Source organism: Methanobacterium sp. (assembly GCF_038562635.1).
In the GTDB taxonomy this organism is placed as follows: domain Archaea; phylum Methanobacteriota; class Methanobacteria; order Methanobacteriales; family Methanobacteriaceae; genus Methanobacterium_D.
This window is the reverse complement of record NZ_JBCFBO010000001.1, coordinates 974,632-999,397: the sequence shown is the minus strand read 5'-3', so window position 1 is coordinate 999,397 and position 24,766 is coordinate 974,632. Positions and strand designations below refer to the sequence as shown.

The 24,766-nt window shown below is 33.8% G+C and carries 30 protein-coding genes; 20 read left to right on the top strand and 10 right to left on the bottom strand.

Features of this window, described 5'->3' with window-relative positions:
* Positions 1-74: 74 nt before the first annotated feature.
* The 6 genes from AAGU07_RS04950 (at position 75) to AAGU07_RS04925 (ending at position 5,683) form a co-directional block, all read left to right on the top strand.
* Complete coding sequence (locus AAGU07_RS04950) at positions 75-326, top strand: 4Fe-4S binding protein (RefSeq protein WP_342458048.1); 252 nt, start codon at positions 75-77, stop codon at positions 324-326.
* Positions 327-854: 528 nt separating this feature from the next.
* Positions 855-1,106 (top strand): 4Fe-4S binding protein, encoded by a 252-nt coding sequence (locus tag AAGU07_RS04945; protein ID WP_069582980.1) that lies wholly within the window; start codon positions 855-857, stop codon positions 1,104-1,106.
* Positions 1,107-1,118: 12 nt separating this feature from the next.
* Entirely contained in the window at positions 1,119-1,673 is a 555-nt protein-coding gene (locus AAGU07_RS04940; RefSeq protein ID WP_069582979.1) for a hydrocarbon binding protein (contains V4R domain), read from the top strand.
* A complete protein-coding gene (locus tag AAGU07_RS04935; protein WP_342458047.1) occupies positions 1,673-2,584 on the top strand; it encodes a F420-nonreducing hydrogenase in 912 nt (303 codons plus the stop codon). Before AAGU07_RS04940 ends, AAGU07_RS04935 begins: the two co-directional genes overlap by 1 nt.
* 15 nt (positions 2,585-2,599) lie before the next feature.
* On the top strand, positions 2,600-4,048 hold the full coding sequence (locus AAGU07_RS04930) for a Ni/Fe hydrogenase subunit alpha (protein WP_342458046.1): 1,449 nt from the start codon (positions 2,600-2,602) through the stop codon (positions 4,046-4,048).
* 270 nt (positions 4,049-4,318) lie between these two features.
* The gene (locus AAGU07_RS04925) at positions 4,319-5,683 is read left to right on the top strand and encodes a roadblock/LC7 domain-containing protein (RefSeq protein ID WP_342458045.1); all 1,365 of its coding nucleotides are present in this window, start codon (positions 4,319-4,321) and stop codon (positions 5,681-5,683) included.
* Positions 5,684-5,854: 171 nt separating this feature from the next.
* Here the strand turns inward: AAGU07_RS04925 and AAGU07_RS04920 are convergent, their stop codons facing one another.
* On the bottom strand, positions 5,855-6,076 hold the full coding sequence (locus AAGU07_RS04920) for a hypothetical protein (RefSeq protein ID WP_342458044.1): 222 nt from the start codon (positions 6,074-6,076) through the stop codon (positions 5,855-5,857).
* Between the two features lie 213 nt (positions 6,077-6,289).
* Here AAGU07_RS04920 and AAGU07_RS04915 point away from each other — a divergent pair, with 213 nt between their 5' ends.
* A complete protein-coding gene (locus AAGU07_RS04915) occupies positions 6,290-6,835 on the top strand; it encodes a manganese efflux pump MntP family protein (protein ID WP_342458043.1) in 546 nt (181 codons plus the stop codon).
* Between the two features lie 76 nt (positions 6,836-6,911).
* Here AAGU07_RS04915 and AAGU07_RS04910 read toward each other — a convergent pair whose 3' ends face one another.
* Positions 6,912-7,274, bottom strand: coding sequence for a cupredoxin domain-containing protein (locus tag AAGU07_RS04910; protein WP_342458042.1), 363 nt, complete (start codon positions 7,272-7,274; stop codon positions 6,912-6,914).
* A gap of 303 nt (positions 7,275-7,577) precedes the next feature.
* On the opposite strand from AAGU07_RS04910, the gene AAGU07_RS04905 reads away from it, so the two are divergent.
* Positions 7,578-8,537, top strand: a complete 960-nt coding sequence (locus AAGU07_RS04905; protein ID WP_342458041.1) for a replication factor C small subunit — start codon at positions 7,578-7,580, stop codon at positions 8,535-8,537.
* Positions 8,538-8,601: 64 nt separating this feature from the next.
* Entirely contained in the window at positions 8,602-10,083 is a 1,482-nt protein-coding gene (locus AAGU07_RS04900) for a replication factor C large subunit (RefSeq protein WP_342458040.1), read from the top strand.
* A gap of 46 nt (positions 10,084-10,129) precedes the next feature.
* Here the strand turns inward: AAGU07_RS04900 and AAGU07_RS04895 are convergent, their stop codons facing one another.
* A complete protein-coding gene (locus tag AAGU07_RS04895) occupies positions 10,130-10,528 on the bottom strand; it encodes a pyridoxamine 5'-phosphate oxidase family protein (protein ID WP_342458039.1) in 399 nt (132 codons plus the stop codon).
* Positions 10,529-11,168: 640 nt separating this feature from the next.
* On the opposite strand from AAGU07_RS04895, the gene AAGU07_RS04890 reads away from it, so the two are divergent.
* Positions 11,169-11,888, top strand: coding sequence for a winged helix-turn-helix domain-containing protein (locus AAGU07_RS04890; RefSeq protein WP_342458038.1), 720 nt, complete (start codon positions 11,169-11,171; stop codon positions 11,886-11,888).
* Positions 11,889-11,898: 10 nt separating this feature from the next.
* Here the strand turns inward: AAGU07_RS04890 and AAGU07_RS04885 are convergent, their stop codons facing one another.
* Entirely contained in the window at positions 11,899-12,567 is a 669-nt protein-coding gene (locus AAGU07_RS04885; RefSeq protein WP_342458037.1) for an ATPase, read from the bottom strand.
* A 140-nt stretch (positions 12,568-12,707) separates the two neighbouring features.
* Between AAGU07_RS04885 and AAGU07_RS04880 the strand changes: the two genes are divergently transcribed.
* Positions 12,708-13,631, top strand: coding sequence for a hypothetical protein (locus AAGU07_RS04880; RefSeq protein WP_342458036.1), 924 nt, complete (start codon positions 12,708-12,710; stop codon positions 13,629-13,631).
* A gap of 62 nt (positions 13,632-13,693) precedes the next feature.
* Here the strand turns inward: AAGU07_RS04880 and AAGU07_RS04875 are convergent, their stop codons facing one another.
* Positions 13,694-14,524: a DUF368 domain-containing protein gene (locus AAGU07_RS04875; protein ID WP_342459341.1), complete on the bottom strand. Its 831-nt coding sequence runs from the start codon at positions 14,522-14,524 to the stop codon at positions 13,694-13,696.
* A gap of 199 nt (positions 14,525-14,723) precedes the next feature.
* Here AAGU07_RS04875 and AAGU07_RS04870 point away from each other — a divergent pair, with 199 nt between their 5' ends.
* Positions 14,724-15,338, top strand: coding sequence for a DedA family protein (locus AAGU07_RS04870; protein ID WP_342458035.1), 615 nt, complete (start codon positions 14,724-14,726; stop codon positions 15,336-15,338).
* 142 nt (positions 15,339-15,480) lie between these two features.
* Complete coding sequence (locus AAGU07_RS04865; protein WP_342458034.1) at positions 15,481-15,819, top strand: DUF3147 domain-containing protein; 339 nt, start codon at positions 15,481-15,483, stop codon at positions 15,817-15,819.
* Between the two features lie 120 nt (positions 15,820-15,939).
* Here the strand turns inward: AAGU07_RS04865 and AAGU07_RS04860 are convergent, their stop codons facing one another.
* Positions 15,940-16,200, bottom strand: coding sequence for a hypothetical protein (locus AAGU07_RS04860; RefSeq protein ID WP_342458033.1), 261 nt, complete (start codon positions 16,198-16,200; stop codon positions 15,940-15,942).
* Between the two features lie 112 nt (positions 16,201-16,312).
* Here AAGU07_RS04860 and AAGU07_RS04855 point away from each other — a divergent pair, with 112 nt between their 5' ends.
* Positions 16,313-16,465, top strand: coding sequence for a hypothetical protein (locus AAGU07_RS04855; RefSeq protein ID WP_342458032.1), 153 nt, complete (start codon positions 16,313-16,315; stop codon positions 16,463-16,465).
* A gap of 98 nt (positions 16,466-16,563) precedes the next feature.
* Here the strand turns inward: AAGU07_RS04855 and AAGU07_RS04850 are convergent, their stop codons facing one another.
* Positions 16,564-16,800, bottom strand: coding sequence for a hypothetical protein (locus tag AAGU07_RS04850; RefSeq protein ID WP_342458031.1), 237 nt, complete (start codon positions 16,798-16,800; stop codon positions 16,564-16,566).
* A 151-nt stretch (positions 16,801-16,951) separates the two neighbouring features.
* Here AAGU07_RS04850 and AAGU07_RS04845 point away from each other — a divergent pair, with 151 nt between their 5' ends.
* Complete coding sequence (locus AAGU07_RS04845) at positions 16,952-17,914, top strand: M48 family metalloprotease (protein WP_342458030.1); 963 nt, start codon at positions 16,952-16,954, stop codon at positions 17,912-17,914.
* A gap of 29 nt (positions 17,915-17,943) precedes the next feature.
* Positions 17,944-18,930: a tocopherol cyclase family protein gene (locus AAGU07_RS04840; protein WP_342458029.1), complete on the top strand. Its 987-nt coding sequence runs from the start codon at positions 17,944-17,946 to the stop codon at positions 18,928-18,930.
* A gap of 327 nt (positions 18,931-19,257) precedes the next feature.
* Here AAGU07_RS04840 and AAGU07_RS04835 read toward each other — a convergent pair whose 3' ends face one another.
* The 3 genes from AAGU07_RS04835 to aroD form a co-directional block, all read right to left on the bottom strand.
* Positions 19,258-19,455 (bottom strand): YwbE family protein, encoded by a 198-nt coding sequence (locus AAGU07_RS04835; protein ID WP_342458028.1) that lies wholly within the window; start codon positions 19,453-19,455, stop codon positions 19,258-19,260.
* An 86-nt stretch (positions 19,456-19,541) separates the two neighbouring features.
* Positions 19,542-20,165: a S24/S26 family peptidase gene (locus tag AAGU07_RS04830; protein ID WP_342458027.1), complete on the bottom strand. Its 624-nt coding sequence runs from the start codon at positions 20,163-20,165 to the stop codon at positions 19,542-19,544.
* The gene (gene aroD / locus AAGU07_RS04825) at positions 20,162-20,833 is read right to left on the bottom strand and encodes a type I 3-dehydroquinate dehydratase (RefSeq protein ID WP_342458026.1); all 672 of its coding nucleotides are present in this window, start codon (positions 20,831-20,833) and stop codon (positions 20,162-20,164) included. Before aroD ends, AAGU07_RS04830 begins: the two co-directional genes overlap by 4 nt.
* Positions 20,834-21,287: 454 nt before the next feature.
* Here aroD and AAGU07_RS04820 point away from each other — a divergent pair, with 454 nt between their 5' ends.
* From AAGU07_RS04820 to AAGU07_RS04805, 4 genes are all read left to right on the top strand, one after another.
* Entirely contained in the window at positions 21,288-22,016 is a 729-nt protein-coding gene (locus tag AAGU07_RS04820) for a hypothetical protein (protein WP_342458025.1), read from the top strand.
* Positions 22,017-22,020: 4 nt separating this feature from the next.
* A complete protein-coding gene (sucD, locus tag AAGU07_RS04815) occupies positions 22,021-22,887 on the top strand; it encodes a succinate--CoA ligase subunit alpha (protein ID WP_342458024.1) in 867 nt (288 codons plus the stop codon).
* A gap of 120 nt (positions 22,888-23,007) precedes the next feature.
* Positions 23,008-24,216, top strand: a complete 1,209-nt coding sequence (gene hmgA / locus AAGU07_RS04810; RefSeq protein WP_342459340.1) for a hydroxymethylglutaryl-CoA reductase (NADPH) — start codon at positions 23,008-23,010, stop codon at positions 24,214-24,216.
* A 185-nt stretch (positions 24,217-24,401) separates the two neighbouring features.
* A complete protein-coding gene (locus AAGU07_RS04805) occupies positions 24,402-24,737 on the top strand; it encodes a DUF86 domain-containing protein (RefSeq protein WP_342458023.1) in 336 nt (111 codons plus the stop codon).
* Positions 24,738-24,766: the final 29 nt, after the last annotated feature.

The window sequence follows — 24,766 nt, the reverse complement described above, 5'->3', positions numbered from 1 at the left end:
ATTCGGGATAAAATAATGGAAAATTAAATTACATCAATTTCCAGAGACTCTAAAGAAAAAACTGGACTGATAATATGGTAAAAATAAAAGTAGACGAGGGCGCATGCGTTGGATGTGGATCTTGCGTTGAAGACTGCCCAAACGATGTGTATGAATTGGATAGTGAGCATGGTAAGACTGTTGTAGTGAATGAAAAGGATTGTATGGCGTGTTTATCATGTCACGAGATTTGTCCTTCCCAGGCACTGGAACACGACGACATACCTGTGGCTAAAAGGCTCTATATAGACCGAAAAGTAAACCAGGTTATAAATAAAATATTATAGTGCCTTAAAAATAATATCTAGTGGAATAAACGCATAAACAAGTACACTAGAAATATATTCTAAATAAGTATGTAATGGTAATAAGGCTCTTATTATCGGCCGTTTTTTTAAAATACGGCTAAAATAATTATTTTGCCTGAAAAAAGTTTTTAAGCTATTTATTGAATAAAAGTAGTGGACATGGTGGGGAAACTTATAGATATCAAAGCGAAACACAAACCATACAGGCTGGATACGGGTCTTAAAACCATGATAATTTGATATAATAGTTAAATTTACTATTTTTTTATAATTTTGACTCTCCTTTTTATTATTAGGTAATAATTTGTTATTATAATTTACAGAGTGTTACGAACATGTAATATAAATCCTTAATAGTAAAGACGTTTTATATAGAAAAATATCCCTACAAGGTAATATTATAGATTGAATTAATTTTTTTTAATTCAAAAAAAATTGTGTAGGAAAGATTTAATTGGGTTAAACATCTTTCCAAATTGCTTTAAAAGGAAAAATGAGGGGATTGCTATGGTAAAAATAAAAGTAGACGAGGATGCATGTGTGGGATGTGGATCTTGCGTTGAGGATTGTCCCAGCGATGTGTATGAATTGGATAGTGAGCATGGTAAGACTGTTGTAGTGAATGAAAAGGATTGTATGGCGTGTTTATCATGTCACGAGATTTGTCCTTCCCAGGCACTGGAACACGATGATATACATGTTGCTAAAAGACTTTATATTGACCGAAAGGTAAATTCAACTATAAGCAAAATAATATAAGGAGTTTTGGACATGGAAATCGAACATAAAGAAATAAGAGGCGATTTTAAACCTGAACTAATTCCTCCAGAAACTGGTGGAGACATCAATGACTATGAAGAAGCCCTTCACGTTCTTATGAAATTTGTAGGATCTATGTCAAGTGCATTAGAACAGGTTTCTGGGCGCGGTGCAAATGCTATTGTTTATCAGGCCGGGAAGCGAATGGGACATGAAGCCGGTAAAATGACCGAGAAAACAGATGATCTGGAAAAAGCCATGACTGAATTGAGTAAGATACTTGGAATGGAATTTTATTTTGAAATGTGGAAACCATCAGATCAGGAAGGATACACTATTGAGAAGGGCCACGAAACAATTGTAAAACTTTTATTTATGGATTGTGTTGTAAGACAAACTTTAAGAAGGACAGGTTTACCTCAAAAAGGACCATTATGTTATCTTTTGTATGGATACATGGTTGGAGCTGTGGAAGAAGTTATGAGTATCAAGGGAAAACTTGATATAGACCATGTAGGACCAAATGCTTGTCTTAAAACCCTAACTATAGGATGGGGTGGTAAATAATGGTAAAAATTGCACTTGAATGGCTTGCCGGCTGTTCTGGATGTGAAATTTCGATTCTTGATTTACACGAAGGAATAATGGAATTACTCAAAGAAGCAGATATTGTTTATGCACCAGTTTTAATGGATGTAAAAGAAGTACCAGATGATATTGATATTGCAATAGTTTCTGGTTCCGTACGAAATAAAGAAAACAAAGAAAGGCTTGAAGAATTACGTAGAAAGTCTAAAACATTAATAGCATACGGAACATGTGCATGTTACGGAGGTATAACTGGAATGGCAGATCTTTACCGTCCGGAAGATGTAACAGCAAGGATTTATTCTGACAATCCAAGTACTGAAGCAGCTGATGTGCCTTCAGAAGTAGTTCCAGAACTCTTACCAATTGTTCACCCTGCAGGTGATTTCACAGAAGTAGATTACTTTTTACCGGGATGTCCTCCTAAAGAACTTCTTGTTTGGGATATATTAATGCCTTTAATTAAAGGAGAAGCTCCAGATGTTCCTAAAAAGAGCGTATGTGCTGACTGTTCAAGATGGATGGATCACGTGGAATTTGACAAACTTAACAGGAGAATTGAGGGAGATCCTGATCCTCAAAAATGTTTCTTAAGCCAGGGTTATGTCTGTTTAGGTTCTGTTACACTTGGAAGGTGTGGCGCACTATGTACAGCAGCAGGTATCCCTTGCCATGGTTGTGGCGGTCCTTCTCTCGATGTTTTAAGGGAACCAAGCCATGATGTATACAATGGTGTAATAAAAAGGATAGCTCACCTTTCTAAGATGCCAGAAAAGGATGTTGAGAAACAAATAAGAGATATTGGGCACGTAATATATGGATTCGTAATTGGAAGTACAATTATGGAGGATAAACAGGTTTCATTGATCCCTCAGCTGGTCAAGAAATAATAGAAGCGTGATAATATGAAACAGATAGAAATAAATCCAGTAACAAGAATTGAAGGACATGCAAAAATCACAGTTCAGTTGGATGATTCTGGAAACGTTTCAGATGCTCACTTTCATGTAATGGAGATAAGAGGATTTGAAAAATTCCTGGAAGGGGCAGCAGTTGAGGAAGCTCCAAGGATAACTCCACGTATATGTGGAATATGTCAAACTGCCCACCATTTAGCAGCTGCTAAAGCTACTGATACTGTTTTTGGTTTGCAACCTCCAGAAGCCGCTAAAAAACTGAGAGAGCTCATGCTTCTTGGTCAATATATTCACTCACATGCATTACATTTTTATTTCCTGGGTGCACCAGACCTTGTATTAGGGCCGGATTCTGATCCTACGCAGCGAAATGTAATTGGAATCATTAAAAAAGACCCTGAACTTGCAAAAATGGCAATAAAAACCAGGAAGGTCGGTCAGGATATAACAGAAGTGGTGGGAGGAAAAGCGATACACCCAGTCACTGCTGTTGCAGGTGGACAGACAAAGGCAATGAGTGCTGAAGAAAGGGCTAAACTTTTAGAAGCTACAAAAAATGCTATTGAACTTATAGAAAAAGGTGTTGGAGTAGCAAAACCTTTATTTGAACAGTATGCTGAGGCAATCGAATTATTAGGTCCAGCTGAAACTTATTTCGGTGGTTTAACCAATAATGGAAATCTTGAAGTTTATGATGGTCCTATGAAAATAATTGATAAAGCAGGAAATTCTGTTCATGAGTTCCAGTCTTCTGATTATCTGGACTACATAGAAGAGAAGGTACAGCCGTGGTCTTATCTTAAATTCCCATACCTTAAACAAACAGGATTCCCTGATGGTAACTACAGAGTTGGGCCTCTTGCAAGGTTAAATATAGCTGACAATGTTCCAACAGAAAAAGCTGGTGCACTGTACGGTGAGTTCAAAGATAAGTTTGGAATTGCTCAAAACACTCTTCTGTACCATTATGCTCGTCTTATTGAGTTAATGTACGCTGCAGAAAGATCCATGCAGCTTTTAGAGGATGATGATATAGTAAGTACAGAGATAAGACAGTTCCTCAGTGAACCGTTAATGACAAGGGATGAAGCAAGACAGTCCAGTGAAACTAAAAGAGGTGTAGGAATAATAGAAGCCCCAAGGGGATCTCTTATTCACGATTACGAAACAGATGCTGCCGGAATAATAACACGTGCAAACCTAGTAGTTGCAACTGGTCAAAACAACCTCTCTATGGATATTGGAGTGAGAGAAACAGCTAAAGCTCTAATTAAAGGTGAAGAAGTCTCAGAAGGCATTAAAAACCAGCTTGAAATGATTATAAGGGCATATGACCCATGTCTTTCATGTGCAACCCATGCAATCGGTGGAGACTCACCACTTTTAGTAGATATACATGACAGTGAAGGTGCTCTCTTGAAAAGGCATTTATTGTAACTGAATAGTTACATGATTATTTATTTTTTTTTATTTCACCTAAACGCGAAGTGTCTGACCCCTCAATCATAAAATGATTTGGGAATTTAATACTTTCTTTTTTTTAAATCTGTTCATTAAACCATAGCTGTGTTTAAGATAAAACTTAAAAACTATAAACATAAACTAAAATATATTTGAATATTTAAAAATGCCAAATAGAATCAAACAGTCTTAAATAAGTTATTAATGATTATATCTGGGATATCTTAAATGAATCAACGTGGTTATATGGATTCGGATATAGAAAACCAATTAATAAGGACTTTAAACAATTTGGATAAAGTTGAAGGCATAGACGGCAGTTTAATCGCTGATGACAGTGGTAATGTACTCTGCCACACTATGTCTGGGGGAACGGATACTTCTCTTTTTGGCCCAATGGCCCATGTGATTATGAGTTCATCGAAAAGGCTGTTGAATTCAGCTGACAGTGGAGAAATCCAAAGGGTACTGGTTGAATCTTATGGGGGAAAGACTCTTTTTTTACACCTGGAAAATACATATTTCATCGTTCTTATGGAAATATCTGCAAATGTAGGGCTGGTAATGGTTTCTGCTAAAAGAACGGCAAGAGATATAATGAAAATTACAAGGGGTATAGTTTGGGAAGTTCCAGTTGAAGAAGAAGTACTTATAGACTCTCAAGAAGAAATTCAGGCTACCTCTACTTCAGAAGTATTAGATGTCCCTGATAATGCAGAAACAGAAACTGTTAAAATTGAAAATGAAGCGTCTGAAGGATTAAAAACTGAAGAACTAAATGGAGAAGTAGTGGATAAACTCATTGAAACTGAAGACTTAAAAGAAGTATTTGCTGAGGTCATAGGAACTGAAAAATTAAATGAAATAGTGGATTCTGAAGAGTTTAAGGAGTTAGATATTAAAGAAGCAAAAGAAAAGCTTTCAGAAATGTTGGAGGTTGAAACAGAAGAAGTATCACCTGTAGCTACAGAATCTGAAACCATATCTAATGAAATAGATATCCCTGAAATTGAATCAGAAGTCGAAGAAACTGAAGTTCAAATAAAAATTTCAGAAGAAGACCTGGGAGAAGTTCCGGAAGAAACTCAAGAAGATACTGAAGAACCAAAAAGCAGTATTCCGGTTATAAAACCGCCAATTTCATTCCCAAAACTACCTGAAAACATTGAAATACCTGCTGGAGATAAGGAAAAATCTGATCTGATTTTAGATATATATGAAGCCGTATTTCTGGCAATGTCAATCGGAGCAAGCAAAATTATGGGTGTTTCACCTGCAAGAGGGCTTATAAAAAGGTTTTTACCTTTAGATGGATGTAAAACTCTTTTGGATGGTGTTGATGTAAAAAGTAATTCTGTAGTTGATTTTGATAAAATAAGGGAAAATGTTGAAAATATTCCTTTAACTGAAAGATCAAACATGCTTATAACTGATTTTAGTAAGATAATCAGCATTATAACTGAAAAATATGGTAAAGTAATGGGATATGGGGCTTTTAGAGGAATAGTACGTAATGAATTTAAAACAATTAATAATTCATATGGAAGAGCCATGAACGATCTTGGAATTAAAGATAAAATACACCCTGAATTAATTAGTTTATTTAAATAACTGGATTTAATTAATATAATTAAATTAATATGTAGAAAAATATTATTTCTTTTAACAGAAACTAATTTTAATGGATTAATTCCTCTTAACATTACAATTTGTATCACAATTCATCCTATTTTTGATAACAGTTTTTTGTAGTATAAAGGGATAGCCTTCATTTTTACTATTTTAATATGTTAAGTAAATAGATAATGCTAGAGTCCCGTGAATTGTCCCAAAGGCTAATGCAATGGCAGCTATGGTTGGATGAATTTTAAAAGGTATTTTTACTCCTCTAAAAATCATCAAGCCTAATAAAGCGGTGATAATGAATAATGAGAGGGTAGTAATTCCTAGATATAGAATTAAAGGTTTTCCAAAAACGGGGAAATATGCTATACTGCTTAACATATTGATCAACTTAGTTTAAATTATTCAAATTAGATAATTAAATGTATAAATGTTTATTAGTTCATTAATCTTAATTTTAATTAGTATGTCTTAATTTTACAGTTGATATTTAGTTAATATGTAAAACTAAAAAATTAACGTCTGTTAAAAGTGTAACAAAATTTTTGATCCTTCATAAATATCTATATAAATATGGATTGATAGTTTAGATTTATGGATATTATTTCAATTTTTCTTATAGCTATAGGGCTTGCAATGGACGCATTCAGTGTTTCTATAACAAAGGGCCTCGTAATGAAGTCTAATATGAAACATGCTTTGATCATCGCCCTATTTTTCGGTGTATTTCAGGCATTAATGCCTGTTGCAGGATGGATTTCAGGCATGCAACTTGAAGTTTTTGTTTCAGCAGCAGCTCCATGGATAGCATTCATTTTATTATCTATCATAGGAATTAAAATGATTTATGAGGGTATTTTTGATGATGGGAAGGATAAAGATGACAGTTTTTCATTAAAAGAAATATTCTTCCTTGCAATTGCAACAAGTATCGATGCATTTTTAGTTGGAGTTACATTTGCATTCCTTAAGACTCCAATAGTAGAACCCATTGTAATAATAGGGGCTGTCACGTTTGTCCTGTCTTTTATTGGCTTTTATATTGGAAAAGGTATTGGACACTTATTTGAACATAAAATTGAGGTTTTCGGCGGGTTAATATTAATTGGAATAGGGCTAAAGATACTTCTTGGATTTTAGTTCTTTTAAATGAAAAGATTTTATTTGGAAAATAAATGAATCTTTATGCGTTATTGGGGGCTAATGCTTTAAATCTTTATTGCACAATTATTTTGCCAGTCATTGATGGATGTTCGTCACAATGATAGGCATATTCGCCAGTTTTTGTAAAATTGTAGGTATATTTATCGCTTTTATTTAAATCTGGACTTGAAAAGGCTCCTGAATCGCTCGTTACGTCATGAACTGCAGAATCTTCATTTATCCACATGACATTTGTTCCTGCTTTAACAGTAAGAGTGTTGGGGGTATACGTGTAGTTTTGAATCGTTACTGTGCTGTAAGAAGTATTTTTGGTACTTGTTGTATTTTGCTGAGGATTTTGCGTACAACCTGAGGTAATAACTACTCCCAATATAATTACGGCAATCCCGATCTTGATGTAATATTTATATGTCATGAATTATGATATATTCATTGTAATATAAAATTCTTGTTAAAAATTATATTGTAAATGGTGAGTAATATCCTTAAATAAAGGTGTAAAATAAGTTATTAAATGGATAGTACTGTATTAAATGCATATTTAATGAATTTTTTCTCATTTTTAATAAACAGTAAATTTTATACCTACTCTTTACAAAGTCAACTATAGATATTGTTTCTATTTTATATGAATACAAAGTATCTCGAATTCATTTTTACATAAATTAATAAGTGAAAAATAATGCGAATGAATCTCGCAAAAGCAAACGGTGATTAAATGAACGGACCATGGGTTGAAAAATACAGGCCAAGTACTCTAGATGAAGTTGTAGGTCAAGATTATATAATTCAAAGACTTAAAAGATATGTTGATGAACACAGCATGCCTAATTTAATGTTTACAGGGCCTGCAGGGGTTGGAAAAACAACAACTGCCATTGCACTTGCAAAATCTATTTTAGGAGAATACTGGAGACAGAATTTCCTGGAACTCAATGCATCTGATGCAAGAGGAATAGATACTGTAAGAACTAATATTAAGAATTTCTGCAGGTTAAAAGCAGTTGGCGCTCCATTCAGGATAGTATTCCTTGATGAAGTGGATAACATGACCAAAGACGCTCAACATGCTCTAAGGCGTGAAATGGAGATGTACACAAAGACCGCATCATTCGTACTTTCATGTAACTACTCCTCAAAGATAATAGATCCAATACAGTCGAGGTGTGCAATATTTAGATTTGCACCTGTAAAAGGAACTCAAATCATTGGAAGACTTGAAAAAATAGCTGAAGCTGAAAATCTCAATATTACAAGGGGCGCGATTGAAAGCATCGTTTATTTTGCAGAGGGAGATTTAAGGAAAGCAGTAAACATACTTCAGGCATCGGCATCCACAACTGATGAAATTACAGATGACAGTATCCATGAAATTGTCTCTAAAGCAAAACCTCAAGATGTGAGGAAAATAGTTAATAAAGCTTTAAATGGGGACTTTATAAGTGCAAGAGACCTTTTAAGAGAGGTAATGGTTGTTCAGGGTACAAGTGGGGAAGACATGGTAACTCAGATTTATCAGGAAATCTCACGCATGTCAATGGAAAACATGATTGAAGAAGATGTGTACATGGATTTGATTCAAAGTATTGGTGAATATGATTACAGAATAAGGGAAGGATCTAATCCGAGGATTCAGCTTGAAGCACTCCTTACAAAGTTTCTATTAAAAGGAAATTAGATTAAGTTTGAGAATTTAAAAGATAAAGCTATCTGATAGCGATTAAAACGGTAATTTAGAGGAAATGCAGAAGATGTTGTGGACAGAAAAATATAGGCCAAAGAACTTTGATGATGTTCTTGGGAATATAAAAGCAAAAAAAGAAATCCTTGAATGGACAGCAGAATGGAAAAATGGTAATTCTCAAAAATGCCTTTTTCTTATAGGCCCACCGGGCACTGGTAAAACCACATTTGCAGGGCTAATTGCTGGTGAATTTTCTGATTCAGTTGAATTAAATGCCAGTGATAAAAGGTCATATGATGCCATTATGGGAGTTGTAGGTGAAGCATCCTCTTCAATGACTTTATTTGGCAACCGATTGAAGCTGATAATTCTGGATGAAGTTGATGGACTTCATGGTAATGATGATAGGGGTGGATCAAGGGCAATTAACAAAATACTAAAGGATGCAATTCAGCCAATAGTGATGATGGCTAATGACCCTTACAGTAATAGAATTAAGAGCTTTAAAAATAAATGTCAGGTAATAAACCTCAGGAAGGTTCATACAAATTCAATAGTTTCACTTTTAAAGAAGGTATGTGTAAAAGAAGGGGTAGAATTTGAAGAACATGTTCTAAGAACCCTTGCAAAGAGATCTAATGGTGATTTAAGGTCTGCTATAAATGATCTTGAAATAATGGCAAAAGGCGAGGAAAAAATCACATCCGAAGACCTTGATCTTGTAGCTCCAAAAGATGGAAGATCTAATGTCTTTGATGCTGTAAGGACCATCTTAAAAAGTAAAACTCCAGCGAATATTAAAGGGGCCATGCGGCAGGTTGAAGCAGATCCTTCACTTTTACTTGAAATGGTCACAGAAAATATTCCCCGTGAGTATGAAAAGAAAGATGAGATAGAAAAGGCTTATGAAATGATTTCTCAAGCGGATATTTATCTTGGAAGGGCTTTTTCAACACGTGTTTATACCTACTGGAAGTATGCATACGAGTTAATGAGTGTAGGGGTTGCACTTTCTAAAGATGAGACCTATAAAAAATTTGCAAGGTATACTAATTCATCTGTTTATACAATACTTTCTAAAAACAGGAGTAAAAGGGATTTACAAAATAGGGTGGCCGAAAAAATTGGGGAAAAACTTCACACCTCCAAAAAAGTTGCAATTTCACAGTTCCCCTATTTTGAAATCATGTTTCAGGATGATGATATAGCTTACAACATGATGACATATTTTGGGCTTGAAGACGATGAAGTAAAAGTTTTCAGGTCAAGAAAGGTAAAGGTCCCTAAAAAACCTAAAACTAAAAAGAAGAGCACCAAAACTTCAAAAAGTGTTTCCAAAGAAGCTAAATCTGAAGAAACTAAAATGGATAATGAAACTTTAAAGACACAGAAAAAGGTCAAAAAGGCCAGTTCAAGCAGTGTTTCAAAAAAGGGTACAAAATCGTCTAAAAGATCTAAAAAGTCTGATGAAGAGCCTAAAAATGAAGAGAATAACAGTGGAAGTAAAGAAAAACAGGTTTCATTGTTCAGTTTCAAGTAGTTTAATTTAATGGACTGTAAAATAAAAATTAAGAACATAAACGTTCTTAATCTACTTTTTTACCAGCTTCTGGACCTGGTTGAACGGAATAAATCTCTTCTACCTTTAACAGGATCGCTGCTTTTGGTGCAAGTTTGCTCATAACACTTTTTGCCCAGTCAACCGCTTCATCGAAGTATTTACCTTCTTCAATTATTTCGGCAGTTCCCTTAAACTGGTAAGGGCATGCTGAAGCATCTCTTAGTACTAAACTTGCTTTTGGGTTATTTTCAAGGTTTTTGTGAGTTTTATTCATGTAGTTATCAACAATCATTATTGTTTTATTGTCGATTGGCCTTGCAAATCCAATTGGGACAACATTAGGGGTTCCGTCTGCAGTTGAAGTTGCAAAGAAAACTACATTGTCTTTTTCAATAGCGTCCATCATTTCTTCTGTCATTACCATTTAATCACCTTCAAAAAATTCCTCAAAAAAATCTTTGATTTTTTTGGGACGCAAAACTTCAAAAATCAAAGATTTTTGACGTAGAAAAACTTTGTTTTTCTAACTTAAGTTTTGCAAGTTTTAATTTTTTTGGCCCTCGAACACGGAGTGTTCGGGGCACTGAAATCAGAGCATTCGAAAATTCTATGAATTTTCGATGCGTCAAAATTAAAATTTTGACAGATTTCAAGTGTTCAGGAAATGCATAGCTGACAAATACAATGTGTTTGTCGCGTCAAAACTTACAGTTTTGACAGCACTCGAAAATCTACGATTTTCGGTGCCATACGAAACGTAGTTTCGTGGCTCCAAACACGGAGTGTTTGAGAGCATCGAAATCTAAGATTTCGATAGCATGCGAAAAACTTTGTTTTTCGCTGTAGCAAAATCTAGATTTTGCTAACATTTCCTTCAACCTTTTATTTTTCTTTATTAGTTTTTATATTGCTGTATTATCAGTATATACTTAACCGTCAGGGGAATGTACTAACTACATTTTGATGCATTAAACTAACTTTGGAAGTCTTGATAGAAACCTTTATTATGGTGAGCCATATAATTTATTTCAATGTTAAATGAGGCTGAAATTTATAACAGGGAAATGAACGAGATAAAGGCAAAGCTGGCAACCATGCATAAAGATATTAAAAATCTCATGGAAAACACTAATCAGCAGTATCTTGATTTAGTCCTTGCAAATTCTAAAAAAGACGTTTTAAACGCGATTATGGGATATGTGACCCATGATATTGAAAAAGGTCTTGAAAAAGGCATGGTAAATAAGTGCGACATGCGGGATAAATGTAAACAAATATTTACCGATTTGCTGTATGATAATACAAGCCTTATGGCAGATGATGATGTTCATGAGGACTCTATAAATCAAAATAGGGTTAAATTAAGTAAAATAAGAGAGGGTGCATCTTATGCAAAATGTGACACCTGTTTTTTAGAAGTGGATGATCTTTTTGAAAAACAGGTAAATTTGATGCGTTCACTTCGGATTTACAGTTCCGATAATGAGAAAAAACAGTGCATATCCTCAATTTGTGAAGAATCAATAGTTAAAGATGTTCTTGAACCATTGTCCAATAAGCAGAGGCTTCAAATTTTAAAATCAATGGCAAATGAAACAAAAACATTCTCATCACTCTCCGAACTTACTGGACTCCGGGGAGGCAATTTACTTTTCCATCTTCAAAAACTGCTTGATAATGATATGATCCTCCAACGCCATGAGAGGGGAGATTATATGCTTACTGAAAAAGGATACAAACTTTTAGTAATGTTAAGTGAAATTGGAACGGTTTTAGGGCAGTAACACCTATGATTCAGCTTTTACTGGATGTAAATAACGCTGATTTTAAAATGTTTTCCCTGACATCGGGAACTAAACTTTCTAGAAATATCAATAACTCTTCAGAAAATTCATAATTTTGATTTAAGTCACTACTTGCTGTATTTTGAGTCCATGAATATATCCATGACTTTGGAACATTTATTAAAGGGTAGATCAACTTTTTATCATTATAACTTTCATTTGAACTTAATAATTCTATTTTTTCACTATCTAGCATTAACTGAAGGATATTCTGGGCTTCATCGTCTAGTGTAATGGGTAATGCTATGGAGTCAATATCTAAATTTTCTGCTTCATCCATACTTCTGCCAAAAATAAGTTCAATACCATATTTCCTTTGATAAGGCTCTAAAATTACATAAAGGGCAAAGTTACGCGGATCATCATCTTTAATTAAAAAAATTTTCTCTTTAGGGTGAATACAATGTGCAAGATTCCTAGAAGCCCTCATACAGATCTTCTGAAATATTTTGGACCTGATTACATCCACTTCAGGAAAACTCTTTTTAAACAGTTCTTCTCTCTTCCTTGAAAATCTTGAAAACTTTAAATTGTTTATGTATACTTTATCTTCAATGATGCTGACAAATCGGGTATCAACACCGATTTTTTGTAAGAATTTAACCAGTTCCCTTGTCATTGTTTTCTCCTTTTTAAAGGGTATTATTAATTTTGAGTTATATTAAATATTGTAATTATATTTTTTTTCAGGACTTAAATTTGGGCATAAAACAAAAAATTTTTTAAATACTCAAAAAGAAAATTATTCAGGGGAATATCATGAATCTTTTTGGTAGGAAAAAGGAGAAAAAAAGGGACATTCTGGAAATAGATATTTCAGAACCAGTGGACTGTCTTGGTGATTTTACATACAACTTTTACTGGCAGCATAAAGGGGAAAAACTGGCTCCGGAGTGGAAAATTGTAGATACTGACATTACATTCGGAGATATGGTTGGCCATCTTAAAAATGGCGGCGATATTAAAATAAATGGAAATGCAGGTCATAGATTAGGTTCCAGTATGGGCACAGATTTAAAATTCTTTGGAGGAACCGGTAAAGAAATCGATGTCGGAGACATAATAGTAGATGGTGATGTTGATACTCGAATGGGAATAAGCATGGTTAAAGGTAGTATCTATGTAAAAGGCAATGTAAAGGAACCCATTGGTAACCTGGTTAAAGTTAAATCAGATATGAAAGGATATAAAAAATTTAAATCCATTACAGATATCATGATGAACGGCTTGGAAGGAGATAAACTTGAGGGAAACCAGTTAGAGGGTAGAAGGATTATAATAGATGATGGAATGATCAGAGATACTGTAGGCTCAAGGTTAGATGGGGATAAAGAGATAATTGTAAATGGAAATGTTGACTTGAGTACAGGAATATTAATGAGAAAAGGTACTGTAAGGATCAATGGAAATACTGGAAAAAACACTGCAGCTCTCTTAAATGGAGGAACTGTAATTATAAATGGTAACTGTGATGATTTTACAGCTATAGATATGATTAAAGGGTCTATAATTGTAAATGGAAATGCAGGAAAATTTTTGGCGGCAAATAAAAAGAGCGGCGTGGTTTTTGCAAAAACTGGAAGCCCGATACCTCCAGTTAAAGAAAAGAATCTTAGCAGTGAAGACAGCAATACTCTTTTAAAATATGGATTTAATCCCCGGGAATTTAAAAAATTTGAGTAAATCCCCCAAAAATCTACGATTTTTGAAGGCTGTCAAATTTTTGATCATAAAAAAATTAACGTTTATTTATGTTTAGTTGCACCTGGAAGAGGTTTATGTTCAAACTGTCTTTCTAATAAGAACACTAAAATAAATCCAATAACTGCAACGACCACGATAACAATAGGGGATTCTGTGCTAAAGGCTATTTTCTCATAAGGAAGTCTGAGAGTACCGATCATTAAACCAACCAGGAATGCCATGGTAACTGACTTGTGGTTGTTTAACAGGTAATTTAAAAACCTTGAAAAGGAGAGAATTCCAATTAGAGCCCCAAGACAAAAAGTGATTATTTCAACGAACTGCATGTGATTTAAGACATTTATCATGTATTCATACTGGTTTAAGAGGAGAAGCATGAATGCACCAGAGATCCCGGGCAATATCATTGCACATATGGCTATAGCTCCTGAGATAAAAATGATAGGCAGTGAGTGATTGGCTTGAATTGGATTTAATCCCACAAAAATAATTGCAAAAACAAAACCAATAATTAAAAAGACTATATTTTTTAGATTAAGTTCATCCACATGTTTATAAACAAAAATTGCAGATGCGAGTATTAAACCAAAGAAAAATGCAAATGTAGCTGCTGGATAAGTAACTAAAAGGAATGATATGACCTTTGACATTGTAAGAACTGCTATACCAATACCTAAAAGTAGCGGAATAAATAATGCAAAATCTATTTCTTCGACTAAACTTTGCTTAAATCTTTTAAAATCTCCTTTAAATAGATATAATACAAATTTAAAATTAATACGACTTATTGCGTGTACCAATCTTTCATAAATACCTGTAATTAATGCAATTGTCCCCCCTGAAACACCGGGGATTATATCTGCGGACCCCATGAACAGTCCTCGTAGGAATATAAGAAAAGTTTCAATATTGAGTTTAATAAGTTTCATTTTTACACCTAATAATTTTATATTCTTAAAATAAGATTTGGAACATTTTATAGAATAATAGTGATCTATTTTATATAATATTATTGTCTTTTTAAAAGACGTAACTAGTTTTATATGTCAAATCAACCAACTCTTTAAACCTATGATTGGTATAGTCGAATTTATCAGTCAGACAACCATCGATCTTATACATTATTCTGGATATGGTGGCGTATTTGCAGCAATGACTCTTGAGAGTATATGCATTCCCATTCCAAGTGAAATTATAATGCCTTTTGCAGGGTTTGAAGTATTTAAGGGTGATATGACTCTGTGGGGAATAACTGTTGTAGGTGCTTTAGGTAATTTAGCTGGATCCATAATCGCATATTTTATAGGTTTAAAAGGTGGAAGGCCTTTACTGGAGAAATATGGTAAGTATGTTTTCATAAGCTACAAATCACTTGACCGAGCTGATCACTGGTTTGAAAAATATGGTCCTGAGGCGGTCTTTATAAGCAGATTTTTGCCAGGTATACGTACATTTATCTCTTTACCTGCAGGAATAGCTGAAATGGACATTAAAAAATTTTCAATTTACACTTTTGCTGGTTCATTACCTTGGGCTTTTGCACTTGGTTATATGGGAGTTATGCTTGGCCCGAAGTGGGATACAATTAAAAGTTATTTTCATATAATGGATGTAATCGTTGTAATGGGAGTTATAGCTGGAATAATCTATCTTGTATACAAGTATAAGGCCAGAAATCAAATTTAATGAGTTATTTCTTTTTTAGTAGAGTATTTTTTAGAGCATAATTCAATATAGGGAAGATATTTTTAAGATAAATAATATGTAACTATATTTAATTAATACTTCAATCATATAAAATTAATAAACAGAACTTTTAGGTCAGTTTATGATTGGAGAAATTATAAAATATGCTGTCTATTTTATTTTGGGAGGATCCATTGTCACAATTGCCACTTACTTTGGAAGTGAAAAACAGGGTTTACTGGCGGCATTTTTTGCAATGTTTCCATTTGCAACGGTTTTTACTTTGTTTACAATATATTATGCGGCTGGTTTGGATGCAGTGTCTTCATATACAACGGGACTTCTTATTCTTACTCCTGTATGGATTTTATATTTAATTTGTGTCCTTTATTTGCTTCCAAAATATGGTTTTTGGGTTTCTATTGGCCTTGGAGTAGCTATTTACCTTGCAATTGCGCTATTTATTGTTTTAAGGTCTTAAAAAATCTTTTCTTTTCTAAAATAGATAGCAGGTATCTAATTAAAACAAGGATCATAAAAATTACAAATTTTAACTGAATAATATCAAAATTAGAAGAAGGTAAATTATAGTATCCCCAAATCAGCATGAATATTGCTTTACCTCCCATATTATGGGTATGAATGAAGATATGACATGTTTAGGGCGTATATTGTGTATAATTTCAGGATGTTCTATGTTAGCTCTGTTTCCATATAATATTCCCGCAAGTCCAATTAAAATAAAGGCAATTATCCAACCAGTATCAATTAAACTGCCTGAAGCATAACTGCCATTTAAAAAGAAGTAACTAAAGATGGTATCTGTAATGATATACGCAGAAATCCCTCCAATAAGTAACAAAAAGGGATATATCACCTTTTTAGTGGGCTGTCTCAAGATTAAATTGAGTACCAGGAAGAAAAGGACGAAATCTCGAATTATATAGTATAATGTTAAAGATAACGGTAAAAAATTGTTTGTTGTAATTGGTAAAGCTAAAGTTGTCCAGAAAATTAACACTGCTGATGTTAAAATAATTCAAATATCAAGAATGGTCTTATATATTCTTTCAGTGTTTATAAGAGGTCTTGAAAGTAGTATGGGCCCTGTTGCAAATAACACATAATACCGGAGATATAAATCATCAGCTAAAGATGGAAAAGGGGCTTCATATAAAAATAACTAGATATATGTCCATGTGGCATCTCCTGCAGCATAAAAAAGCTAAACCAGTGCAAGCAGCAGCCATGCATACTGAATCTGCTTTCCATATATTTTTGATTTATAAGAAGCATAAAATAAGCAGAGTGCTGCTGTGAAATTTATTAAAATGGATGATATGTCGGTTATAGTCTGTTGAAGATATTGGTTATTACTTAGAATTACTGAAATAGCAATATAACTGATTACTAAAATGAAACCAGCAACTACCGAATATTGAAACTTTTTAAAATTTCGCACTATTTCACTCCGCTGTTTTTATCATTTTTTATTTTTGATTGATGTTAAATGTTGAATTTGGATTATAAATGCATTAATTACAAAATTATTTATAAGTCAGTGATTAAATTTAAATTGATAATTATTAAGATTAAAACATCTGGTGTTTAAAATGAAAGTCCCAAATACATGGAAATTGAATCTCAGATTAATTCTTGCAACAGCGCTGCTTTTTGCACTGGTTTACGTGATAATAGCTTTAATAGGCACTTACTTTGGATATGGGAGGCCTTTAACCTTTGGAATTTTTGTATTGCTCTGGACTTTTATTCAGTACATGATCGGTCCAAAGATGGTAGAGATTACCATGGGTGTGAGATACGTATCAGAAGCAGAAGCCCCAAAACTTCATCAAATGGTAGAAGATTTAGCAGCTAGGGCAAATATCCCTAAACCTCGAATTGGAATTTCTGAAACTAACATACCAAACGCATTTGCATTTGGAAAAAGCAAAAAAGATGGCCGCATATGTGTCACAAGTGGAATTCTCAAATTATTAAATGAAAATGAATTAAAAGCAGTTTTAGGCCATGAAATGTCCCATATAAATCACAGGGATATGGTGGTCATGACTTTAATCAGTGTTGTGCCCCTTATCTGTTACTGGATATACATCAGCACATTATTTTCAGATGGAGGTAGGGACAACGGCACTGCCATAATTGGAATTGGGGCTTTAATTGCGTATTTCCTTGGAAATCTTATAGTATTATTTGTATCTCGTGTTCGAGAGTATTATGCCGATGCAGGAAGTGTTGAACTGGGAAACCAGCCAAATTACCTTGCAAGTGCTCTTTACAAGTTAGTTTATGGATCTGCAATGATCAGCAAAGAGGACTTGAAACAGGTGGAAGGTGTAAAAGCATTTTTTGCAAATGACATTTCAGATGCAAGGAACGAGATAGATGACCTAAGGTCAATGGACCTGGACAAAGATGGTACCATAAGTGAAAGCGAACTTGCACAGATTAAATACACCAAAACAAGGGTAAAAACAGCTGATAAAATAATGGAAATATTTTCAACACATCCAAACATGGTAAAAAGGATTAAGAGATTATCCGAATTAAGTTAAATTATTTTTTACTTTTTAAGTGGTGTTATATGGCCAATCTGTGGAAACCGGAAATATTTCAGGGAAGAGGTAAAAAAAGGGATTATTTTGAAGGATGGTATTTCAAGTCAATAGACAAAGAAGAAAAAACTGCATATTCGATAATACCTGGAATTTCCCTTTCAAGGGATCCTAAAAAATCCCATGCTTTTGTAATGTTTTTAGATGCAAAAAACCATAAAATGTACTATTTTACTTATAAAAAAAGTGAGTTCTGGGCAGATAAATCCCAATTTGAAATAAAAATCCATAAAAACATTTTCAGCCTTAAAAATATTCATCTGGATATTGATGATGGAGAAAATAAAATCAAGGCCGACCTTAATTTTAGTAATATAATTCCATGGCCGGTTAGACTATTATCTCCAGGAGTTATGGGTTGGTATGCATTTGTACCTAAAATGGAGTGTTATCATGGAGTTTTAAGTTTTGATCACTGTATTCAAGGATATGTAGATATAAATGATAATAAAATATCTTTTAATGGAGGTAAAGGGTACATTGAAAAAGATTGGGGAACTTCTATGCCTTCTTCATGGATATGGATGCAGACAAATCACTTTGAAAATGATGGAATATCTTTATTTGGTTCTGTAGCTAAAATTCCATGGCTTAGAAATTATTTTACAGGATACATATTTGGATTACTGTATAATGGTAAAATTCACAGGTTTACAAAATATAACGGGACTAAAGTTTCTAAATTAATAGTTAATGATGATATAATTGAAATTAAACTGGAAAATAAAGAAGAAATATTGGAAATAAATGCCAAAAGAACGGAAGGAGTTGATCTTCCAGCACCATCCCTTGGAGAAATGACATCAAGGGTAAACGAGTCTTTAAATTCTAAGATTCATGTTAAATTCTACATAAAAAAAGAAAGAGATATTATATTCTCTGGAACTGGTAGAAATGCAGGCTTGGAGTTTGTAGGCAATATAAATGAGCTGTTAAGTGGATTTGTGAATGACTAAATATTTTTGACAATATTTAATAAAATAATTGGTTTATGTGTTTTGCATTTTTTCTCCAGCTGTCAAAAATCATAGATTTTGGCACGTTGAATGAAACCTGTTGAAATTTTTAATTTCAATGCATTCACAATCTTTGATTGCGATATTTATAGAGTATAGCATGCAAATCTATGATTTGCGCTCCAAAAATTCGGAGAATTTTTGATAGCTCCGTAACCGTGAAAAACTCTGTTTTTCATGCCCCAAAATTCTTTGAATTTTGATGGCATCGAAAATTGAAAGTTTATAAGTTTAAAAAGTTAGGTCATTCACTAAAAAATAATCCTTCTATTTTTTGATAATTTCCTGTACTCTTCCAACCTGGCCGTCCTGCAGCCTCACCTTTATGCCATGTGGATGAAATGATGAATTTGTGAGTATATCTTTAACTATACCTCTAGTCTTTTTCCCTGAGCGTTGATCTTTTTTTAAAACTATATAAACCTCCATACCTGGAGATATATCCCTTCTATTTTGTCCATTCATTTAATTAACCTCATAAAAAATTCAGTTTAAAGCTAAATTAAAAATAACATACAGATGAAAAATAAAAAGATGGATTTGAAATCCATTTAATATTCTTTTACGACTCCAATAACGTTCTTTTTTGGAAGCCATCCTTTATATGGAGTTTTTGTAATGGTTTCAACTGCTCCGTTACTCAGTTTTACAGTAGTGGTTTCTATATTTTTATTGTCACTTATTAAGTAAACCTGATCTCCACTAATCTGGCCCACTCTTTTTACTATTAAACCATAATCTGGATGGACGGCTACTACAATATCGTTGACTTTAAAATCTTTTGTTTTAAGGACGACTATGCTTTGTCCATCCTGTAAAGTTGGAACCATAGAAGTTCCACTCACTTGAGCAGGCATGGGGAGCTGATCAGTTCCAAACTGGGATTTTATGGTAACATTAACTGTATAATTATATTTTTTAGCTACAGATTGCATATCACTTTTCACGCTTTCAACTGTACTGTTAGAGCTTTCTATGTCAGTTAAAGCCTGTTGCTCCATCTCAGACATCATCTGTGATGGTGGATTACTTAAAAATGTGGTTGATTTAACGGTTACATTTGTACCATTCGTATCAATAGTTATTCCAATATTATTTGAAGGAGCAATACAGGCTGAAGTAGCCATAACTCCTAATATAATTATTCCTATAACAAACCATGACCTTACTTTCAATCTATCACCATCAATTTCCTTAAAATATCTTTTGTAGTATTAATATCAAGCTGTCCTGGTGCTGATCCTTTATCAATTGATGCAAAGGTAATTGGAGACCCAAAGATAGGCGCCACTATTCTCGTATATTTACCGAGATTGCCCATAGCAATTCCTATGGTATTTGGAACTTCCGAAAGCACGTTAAGAACAGTTAAAGTGTCTTTATATTCTTTGGGCATTACAGCAAATTTTGCTATGTTCCCTATTTCTTTTTCTGCATTAACCACATTCAAAAGTTCTTCAAATGAAGGGGTCTTTTGGAAGTCGTGATAAGATATTATGGTGTATTTTGCTGCTTTTACAACTTCGTCCCGCATTTCTTCATCTGTTTGCAGTTCTATATCTATTATATCTGCATATTTTGCAGCCTTTATTAGGAGTGAGGTTCTTTCCTCTTCAGATCCTTTAAAAAATCCGCCTTCACTTTGTACTCTGTTTGTTGCAATGGTTGGGTAGTCCATATCTTGGATAAGCTGTTGAACCCTGTCAGGATCTGGATCCTCAAGTACATCTATTCTAAGTTCCAGTATATCTGCACCTAGATCAATAGCTTTTTCTGCAGATTGAAGGGCAAGTTCTGGACTTTTTTCAATTATGGGGACACAAATCATTGTTTTTTGAAACATTGGTACTACCTGGTCGTTTTATATATTCATATGAATTTATAGATATCATATTAGTCTTACTCTACTTTAAGTAGTTTTCATCTATTTTTCATATTTTTGTTTAAAATAAGTTACGAATTTACATATAAAAAGGTTTATTTTGATATTTTGTAGGATACATACAAATTTTACTTTCTTTGAAAAGATAAAATTGGGCTAATAAAGTTTTATTTTATTTTTTATGTATTTAATAAGTCTATTTTTGAGTAATATGATTTATTTAAATTAAACTGACTTTTTCAAGAAGATTCCACTTAAATTTACAGGCACAAGCACAGTAAATTTTTATAATATATTATAGATATGGGCGTTTATTTAATACTCTAAGAGGATGATAGCCTATAAAAGTATAAAAAGCAGTTCATTGAAATATAGCTTATACAAAATTACATTAAATTTAATTAAGGGTGATTACTTGAAACTAACTGCTATTGGTGCAGATATCTCAATAAATGATGTCTCCTGCAGCTGTTCTCTTATCCAGAATATAGAAAATGATATTTCACAATTACTGGATGTTGGAGCGTATAAAGCGGCTTTAACTAATATTACAGGGGACGATGTGGTTATAAGTGCATTTGTTGAGGATGATAAATTAGAATCTGTTAATTCTAAAATAATAGACATACTGCGTAAAAATGCAGAAAGCCTTGGAGATATAGGTGGGATATCAAAAACTCCTGAAGGTGCAGGGGAAGGCATTTCTTATGCTGAGGCAAAAATAAGAGAAGATAGATATCCCGATGCTGTAATTATTGCATTTGATACATATGGTGGCGAAGAAATCGTAGGTAAGGTTGCAGATTCTGTTATAAAGGCAGCAAAAGGTATGGATGATGTCACAGATATCGGCGGTGGAGGAGTTACAGGAACACTGAAAATACCAGGTGTAGGTTACACTTCAGATCAAACAGATGATCCTGTAGTTGTTGCAACAATAGAAAATATAGAGAGTGTTGGAACTGTAGCAGGTGCTATGGTAGGTGCAGCTGTCGGTAACCAGCACGTGAATCTTGTTAAAAGAGGAACACCTTCTTATGTGATACCAAGGGGCGTTATAATGTCAGTTACTGCTTTTATGAATGGAAATGTTATGGATTTGGCAGTACCCCTTTTTGAAAGAATGAGAATCTCGGGAGAGTGAACTTATGATAATTCTTGATGAAAATACCCGCTGTATTGTGCAGGGGGCTACAGGAAAGCAGGGGTCTTTCCACACTGAACAGATGATTGCTTACAATACAAATATTGTGGCAGGTACCTCTCCTGGAAAGGGAGGCCAAAAATTAGGGCCTGTAAATATTTATAATTCAGTAGAAGAGGCTAAAGAAGAAAATCCAGATATAAATGCATCAATTATTTTTATTCCGGCACCATTTGCCAAGGACGCGGCATTTGAAGCTATTTCACAGCTGGATATTGTAACTATAATTACTGAACATATTCCTGTGCATGACACAATGGAAATTGTAGAATATGCAAAAAGGAATGATACCATTGTAATAGGTCCTAATACTCCGGGAGTCATAACTCCTGGTGTTGGAAAGCTTGGAATAATGCCTACACATATTTTTAATAAAGGAAACATTGGAATAGTTTCAAGAAGTGGTACATTAACCTATGAAGTTGCAAATCAGATAACCAATGCAGGAATGGGCCAAAGCACATGTTTAGGTATAGGGGGAGACCCTGTTGTTGGTATGGACTTTGCAGATGTGCTTCAAAGGTTTGAAGACGACGACGACACCGACGCGATGGTGATGATTGGTGAAATTGGAGGAAATGCTGAAGAAAACGCGGCGAAGTTCATAAGTAAAAATATTTCAAAACCAGTCGTGGCTTATATTGCAGGAGTTACTGCACCTCCAGGTAAAAGAATGGGGCATGCAGGTGCAATTATTGAAGGGGAAAGCGGAACTGCAAAAAGTAAAATAGCCGCACTTGAAGAGGCGGGTGTAACTGTAGCTTCAGCGCCTTCTGAAATTGTAAAAGTTATAAAAAATGCATTAAAATAATTCTTATTTTAATCATAATTTAAACTTATTTTATATAAAATACAGATATCTTCATTTAATGGAGTTTAAAATGATTTTTAATTTTTAAATTTTAAATAAAACCTATTGGTGATAATTATGATAAATGAAAGAGAAATTATAGATAAACTTAAAACTGGGGAAATTAAACTTCGTGAAATTGAAAAATACACTGATAATGTTGATCAAGCAGTGGCAATCAGGCGTAAATTCGTAGAAGAAGTAAGCAATTCTAAAATTGAACATTTATCAAATTATTCAATCGATATGGAAAGTGCATCTAAAAAGAACATTGAACAGCCAATAGGTGCAGTTCAGATACCTGTTGGGATTGCAGGCCCTCTTAAGATTAATGGAGATTATGCCCAGGGAGAATTTTACGTACCCCTTGCAACATCTGAAGGAGCTCTTATAGCATCTATAAACAGGGGATGTTCTACTATAACCGAAGCAGGCGGGGTTACAACCAAAATAATCAGTGATAAAATGACAAGGGCACCAGTTATAAAAGCCAAATCTGTAACTGATGCGCTTGAAATTAAAGCATGGATTGAAAATAACTTTAAAGAGCTCAAAAAAGCGGCAGAAGTAACCACAAGACATGGAATGCTTATAAAAATTGACCCGATACTTGTAGTAGGCAGGTATGTTTACCCTAGATTTGTATTTACAACAGGGGACAGTATGGGTATGAATATGGTTACAATAGCTACTGAAGCGGCTTTAAGCCTTTTATCGCATAAAACAGGAGCCCATGTAATCGCATCAAGTGGAAATGTATGTGTGGATAAAAAACCATCTTCTATAAACATGGTAGAGGGAAGAGGTAAAAGCCTTGTTGCAGAGATCATCGTTCCAAAGGAAATAGTTGAGAAAAAGCTTAAATCAACATCTGAAGCCATTGTTGAAGTTAACACATCTAAAAACCTGATTGGATCTGCAATTTCTGGAAGTATGGGATTTAACGCCCAGTATGCAAACATGATCGGCGCTATATTTTTAGCCACAGGACAGGACGAAGCCCACATAGTTGAGGGAAGCCTTGGAATAACAACTGCATCCAGAGAGGAAAATGGGGACCTTTACTTCTCAGTTACACTTCCAGACGTTCCGATTGCAACCGTTGGTGGGGGTACAAGTATTGGCACAGCCCGTGAATGCCTCGAAATTATGGGTGTCTATGGAAATGAAAAGGTCCATAAGTTTGCCGAAATCATTGCAGGGACTGTACTTGCAGGTGAGCTTTCACTGATGGCTGCTTTGGCTGCAGGACATCTTGCAAGAGCTCATAAAGAGTTAGGAAGAGCTTAATTTTAAATTATGAATTATTTATTTAATTATTTCTTTTTTTCTTAATTTTTGATCCTATATTGCATCGGGATGTCATTATAAAATTAGATTTACCTGGGAATAAATTACAAGAATACATATTAAGAAAAAAAATAAATATGATCAAATTACTAATACCCTAAAATAACTTTTTGTGTTGAACTCATATGACTTCAAATATATTTCTAGACCATATTTTACAATCTATCGAGCTCATCGAAGATTATACAAAGGACATAACTAAAGAAGACTTTTTAAATACTAATTTTGTTCAAGAAGCAGTAATCAGGAGAATTAAAATCATCGGAGAGTCGGTTAAAAACATGCCACAGGATTTTAAAGATAAATATTCTGAGATCCCATGGGAAACTATTGCAAATGTTAGAGATGTCCTTGAAAATGAAGACTGTGATCTTGATGTGGTTTGGGAAACTGTAAAAAGTGAAATTCCCGTCCTCAAAACAGAAATTTTAAAAATAAATGAAGTTAAAATAACTTATTAATATAAAAGTATAAACATCTGATTTTATGA

Coding starts and splice junctions, on each gene's coding strand:
- AAGU07_RS04950 (WP_342458048.1), top strand. CDS start 75: ATGGTAAAAATAAAAGTAGACGAGGGCGCATGCGTTGGATGTGGATCT.
- AAGU07_RS04945 (WP_069582980.1), top strand. CDS start 855: ATGGTAAAAATAAAAGTAGACGAGGATGCATGTGTGGGATGTGGATCT.
- AAGU07_RS04940 (WP_069582979.1), top strand. CDS start 1,119: ATGGAAATCGAACATAAAGAAATAAGAGGCGATTTTAAACCTGAACTA.
- AAGU07_RS04935 (WP_342458047.1), top strand. CDS start 1,673: ATGGTAAAAATTGCACTTGAATGGCTTGCCGGCTGTTCTGGATGTGAA.
- AAGU07_RS04930 (WP_342458046.1), top strand. CDS start 2,600: ATGAAACAGATAGAAATAAATCCAGTAACAAGAATTGAAGGACATGCA.
- AAGU07_RS04925 (WP_342458045.1), top strand. CDS start 4,319: ATGGATTCGGATATAGAAAACCAATTAATAAGGACTTTAAACAATTTG.
- AAGU07_RS04920 (WP_342458044.1), bottom strand. CDS start 6,076: ATGTTAAGCAGTATAGCATATTTCCCCGTTTTTGGAAAACCTTTAATT.
- AAGU07_RS04915 (WP_342458043.1), top strand. CDS start 6,290: ATGGATATTATTTCAATTTTTCTTATAGCTATAGGGCTTGCAATGGAC.
- AAGU07_RS04910 (WP_342458042.1), bottom strand. CDS start 7,274: ATGACATATAAATATTACATCAAGATCGGGATTGCCGTAATTATATTG.
- AAGU07_RS04905 (WP_342458041.1), top strand. CDS start 7,578: ATGAACGGACCATGGGTTGAAAAATACAGGCCAAGTACTCTAGATGAA.
- AAGU07_RS04900 (WP_342458040.1), top strand. CDS start 8,602: ATGCAGAAGATGTTGTGGACAGAAAAATATAGGCCAAAGAACTTTGAT.
- AAGU07_RS04895 (WP_342458039.1), bottom strand. CDS start 10,528: ATGGTAATGACAGAAGAAATGATGGACGCTATTGAAAAAGACAATGTA.
- AAGU07_RS04890 (WP_342458038.1), top strand. CDS start 11,169: ATGAACGAGATAAAGGCAAAGCTGGCAACCATGCATAAAGATATTAAA.
- AAGU07_RS04885 (WP_342458037.1), bottom strand. CDS start 12,567: ATGACAAGGGAACTGGTTAAATTCTTACAAAAAATCGGTGTTGATACC.
- AAGU07_RS04880 (WP_342458036.1), top strand. CDS start 12,708: ATGAATCTTTTTGGTAGGAAAAAGGAGAAAAAAAGGGACATTCTGGAA.
- AAGU07_RS04875 (WP_342459341.1), bottom strand. CDS start 14,524: ATGGGGTCCGCAGATATAATCCCCGGTGTTTCAGGGGGGACAATTGCA.
- AAGU07_RS04870 (WP_342458035.1), top strand. CDS start 14,724: ATGATTGGTATAGTCGAATTTATCAGTCAGACAACCATCGATCTTATA.
- AAGU07_RS04865 (WP_342458034.1), top strand. CDS start 15,481: ATGATTGGAGAAATTATAAAATATGCTGTCTATTTTATTTTGGGAGGA.
- AAGU07_RS04845 (WP_342458030.1), top strand. CDS start 16,952: ATGAAAGTCCCAAATACATGGAAATTGAATCTCAGATTAATTCTTGCA.
- AAGU07_RS04840 (WP_342458029.1), top strand. CDS start 17,944: ATGGCCAATCTGTGGAAACCGGAAATATTTCAGGGAAGAGGTAAAAAA.
- AAGU07_RS04835 (WP_342458028.1), bottom strand. CDS start 19,455: ATGAATGGACAAAATAGAAGGGATATATCTCCAGGTATGGAGGTTTAT.
- aroD (WP_342458026.1), bottom strand. CDS start 20,833: ATGTTTCAAAAAACAATGATTTGTGTCCCCATAATTGAAAAAAGTCCA.
- sucD (WP_342458024.1), top strand. CDS start 22,021: ATGATAATTCTTGATGAAAATACCCGCTGTATTGTGCAGGGGGCTACA.
- AAGU07_RS04805 (WP_342458023.1), top strand. CDS start 24,402: ATGACTTCAAATATATTTCTAGACCATATTTTACAATCTATCGAGCTC.